General features: G+C 55.9%; 4 protein-coding genes. All 4 read right to left on the bottom strand.

The window, feature by feature from the left end; translation table 11 throughout:
• Positions 1-608: 608 nt before the first annotated feature.
• The 4 genes from IBX54_RS13635 to IBX54_RS13650 are packed head-to-tail and all read right to left on the bottom strand — an operon-like array spanning position 609 to position 2954.
• Complete coding sequence (locus tag IBX54_RS13635; protein ID WP_296543201.1) at positions 609-1247, bottom strand: GNA1162 family protein; 639 nt, start codon at positions 1245-1247, stop codon at positions 609-611.
• Positions 1244-1624 carry a DUF4810 domain-containing protein gene (locus tag IBX54_RS13640; protein ID WP_296543202.1) on the bottom strand — a complete coding sequence of 127 codons (381 nt, stop codon included), beginning with the start codon at positions 1622-1624 and terminating at the stop codon, positions 1244-1246. The genes IBX54_RS13635 and IBX54_RS13640 overlap by 4 nt, the downstream gene beginning before the upstream one ends.
• On the bottom strand, positions 1621-1959 hold the full coding sequence (locus tag IBX54_RS13645) for a hypothetical protein (RefSeq protein WP_296543203.1): 339 nt from the start codon (positions 1957-1959) through the stop codon (positions 1621-1623). Before IBX54_RS13645 ends, IBX54_RS13640 begins: the two co-directional genes overlap by 4 nt.
• A complete protein-coding gene (locus IBX54_RS13650; protein WP_296543204.1) occupies positions 1956-2954 on the bottom strand; it encodes a CsgG/HfaB family protein in 999 nt (332 codons plus the stop codon). Before IBX54_RS13650 ends, IBX54_RS13645 begins: the two co-directional genes overlap by 4 nt.
• Positions 2955-3439: the final 485 nt, after the last annotated feature.

Genomic DNA, 3439 nt, shown 5'->3' on the forward strand with positions numbered 1-3439 from the left:
TTTGGCATTGACCTCAACGCGCCGGCGCTGCGCTTGCCCTTCTGGGGTCGTTTGGATCTGCAGGATGCGCCCACTGCCAATCAGGACGTCAGCCCGGACCCCGTACTGGCTGAACGATGAGTCGATGCCGTCAGGCTGGCTGGCCGGCCGGGCGTCGCCCTGAGCAACAAAATTTCTCTGTAGTTTGAACTTTTCATTGGCTCAGTTCGCGGAGTCATCACGAGCCGTCCGAATCGGCCCGATACCGCAGATGGACCTTGAACAAAGACCCCGTCACTGCGAGCCCCCCCCCGAATCAGACCCGATACCGCGCACGGCCCTTGAACAAGGAAGCCGTCACAGCGAGCGTAGCGCGGCAGTCCATGCAGTCCGGGGTCATGGATTGCAGCAATGAAGACTTTTCACAATGACGGCAGTGTTCATGGAAAGCAGCTTCTGATGCGAAACTCGACGCGTCGGTCCAGGGAGTCTCGCAAGTCGTCGGTGCCCGTGCCGATCAGATTTTCACAATAACCCATCCCCAGTGGCTGCAAACGGCTGGAGTCCCGACGCGATAACAAAGACAAGTACCAAGCTACAGTGCAAAATCCCGGCGAGCAGCTTGTCGGTCATTCAGCTTTTCGATACGGCCCATTTGGAATTGCGTTGGGGCCCAGCACAAACACCATTTGGTTGGCCTGTTGCGTCAGTGGCAAGTAATTAGGTGCTGCGCGGGTGATGGCTGCACTGATCGCCATCACGATCAAGTCGGCCAGTGGATTGCCCGAACTGTTGTTGCTTTGCGGAGAATACTTCATCGCTTGCGTGGCAGTCCAAATCTCGGTTCCATCTTTTGCCACCATTCGGTAATCAAACTCCACCGTGACCGTGGTGGTGATGAGGGCGTACTGGGCATCCCAACGTTTGATGGTCACGTAAAGCACCGCATCTGCGCCAAACAGCTGGGCCAAAGTTTCAGGGGGCTGTTGGTGGATGCGATCACCCTCGTAAAAACCCTCCTGTTCCAGCATAAACTTGGCTGTGTTGACCGGGAACACATAAAACCCCTTCTCTGCCAGCGGCACGGTGAGTGTCGACAGCAGGTAGTTGGGTGCATCAACGTCCAGGGATTTGTTGACAGCGGGCACCACCAAAATTGACCTTGGGGCTGCCGTGTTGAAAGCACCCAAATCTTTTTTGGGCGGCGGACTCGCACAGCCGGCCAAAACCGCAACCAACAACAACACCATCAGGCGAAGGTAGCTCATGATTTCACCTCTGCTTTCGAGCTGGCGCGTTTGGTCACATTGGTGATCAGCGTGTCCATCAGGCCGCGGCTCTCGGGCCAGGTGTCACGCTCTTTGGTGTACATCGCCACCGCCTTGGCCTCATCACCCTCTTGCAGGTACAAAGTGCCCAGCTCGGCATAAAGACCCGGCGCAAGCTTTTGTTTGCTTGCCTCCATGTTTGCAATGTGCAACTCAAGCCCTTCCCGGAACGCCGCCGCTTTTTCGGGGTTTTTGTATGACTGGTACAGCATGGCGTCATAGCCACCCCACTGGTATAAGCCGCCACGACTGGCGCAGCCCGTCAGGAATAAGCCCGACAGCGCGAGCAGAACAATTTTCAGATGCAAGTTTTTCATTTGACGTTAAACGGGCGAGCAACACCGTCTCCAAGGTAAGCGCGTTCACTGAATAAAACCTCAGAGCCGCTGATGACTTGTACCGCGTGTGGGCCTGATAAGACCCGCAGAGCGCCTTTGCCGTCGACAAAGTCGCCCAGTCGGCCGGAGTCCAGGCCGTCCACCAGCACGCGCGCATCGTTCAAACGGGCATCTGCTGCATCAAAGCGAAAGGAAATTTGTGGTCGCAAGTCGACCACGCTTTGCCGCTCGGTAGGGTACTGAACGCAGCCGGTAAGCGCCACAAAAGCAAAGGCGCTAAAGCTCACAACCATCCAGGTGTTGCAAATTTTCATGATGCCTCCTTTGCACGAACAACCAACTGCTCCGCCTTGAACCCGTCGAGCGTGCCACTTACGATACTCCCCACCGAGCCCTCATTCACCTCGGCATCCCCAAAGTTCGAGTCGATGCGAAGCTGCGCCACCTCGCGCCCGGGCAGTGTGATCTCAAAGCCGGTTTGCGGTGACTTGATCTTTTCGCCCAGTGTCTGTACCGAAAAAACCATGCCGGGCTTGAGCCCCTGCGACTTGCCGCCAGCTACAAAATAGCGCCCCTTTTCGGCTGACAAAAAGAAGGTTTGCCATGGTCGCCCTGCCATCTCGTTCGACAACCGGTTTACCGCTTCCGAGATCGCCTGTCGAATAGCTGAGTCGTTCAAGGTGCCGTCATAAGCTGCTTGCGAACCAAAACCAAAGGTCGAGGCCGACTCGGTTGATGTCTCGCCCGCGCCTGAGGTGGCAAAGAAAACCTGGCCAGTGGCTACGTCCACCACACGCAAATCCACTTTGGCAAAGGCCACTTGCTTTTTGCTTGACGACACAAAGCCGCTCTGACCCACGGTCTTGCGCCCGAATTCCGTCAACGAGCCCACGATCAGGGCGTCAACGCCAATCAGATTCAGCTTGGCACCAGTCAATTGGCTCTCGTCCTTGAGCCGGGAAATATCCGGACGCTCAAGCACGATGTAGGCGCCCGACTCGGTGAGCGACTTGCTGAGCAAGTCGGTCACCTGCTTGCCCAAGGGGTCGCCAGCCGAGTCCCGCAACAACGAGCGGCCATACGACGTTTCGTTGGTGATGCGTCCCAGCGCGATTTTGCGTTTGAGTAGGGGTTTGGCCGGTGCGGCAACGGTCTGTTGCGCAGCGGTTTGTGTAGCAGTTGCTTGCGGTGCTTCTTTGACAGCAATGGGAGGTGCTTGCACGGCGCAGCCGGTGATAAATATTGCGGCGGCCATGCCAGCAGCCAGCCAGATTGGCCGAATGGGGTGTTTTTCGATGTCGGTAGTCATTGCGTATCTCAGGGTTGATGTGGATTTGCGAAGCATTCACGAGAGGGCGTGCGGTGAATTGGCGTTGTCTTGTTGCGTCTGGTGTTGGCTTGAGCTTGCCGCTTGCCATTGGGACTTTGCAAAAAATCAGAGCAGGTTTTCCAAAGAGGCGAAAAATTCAGGAAAGCAGCCACCACGCGGCGGCTGAAGGCGGGCGCGGCCGCTTTCGTTGATGTGACGGGTAGAACTTCAAACAGACACTCCTTTGGCTTGGGTTGAGCTTTTCAGGGCAAAGCTTCTTTTTTCCTTGAATGTAATCGATATTTATCAATAAACGCTAAGTAAATTCGTCTTGATGCGATGCTAACGCCTAATTTCTGATGCAGGTCAAATGCATCCAAGTCGATTGAAAACCAAGCCTTTGCGGATCACCTTCGGCAAGACCCTGATGGCCACCCTGATCACGACACCCTGGCCACCTTTCGTCGTCGCTTCATCGACGAACT

The organism is Rhodoferax sp. (genome assembly GCF_014859475.1).
In the GTDB taxonomy this organism is placed as follows: domain Bacteria; phylum Pseudomonadota; class Gammaproteobacteria; order Burkholderiales; family Burkholderiaceae_C; genus Rhodoferax.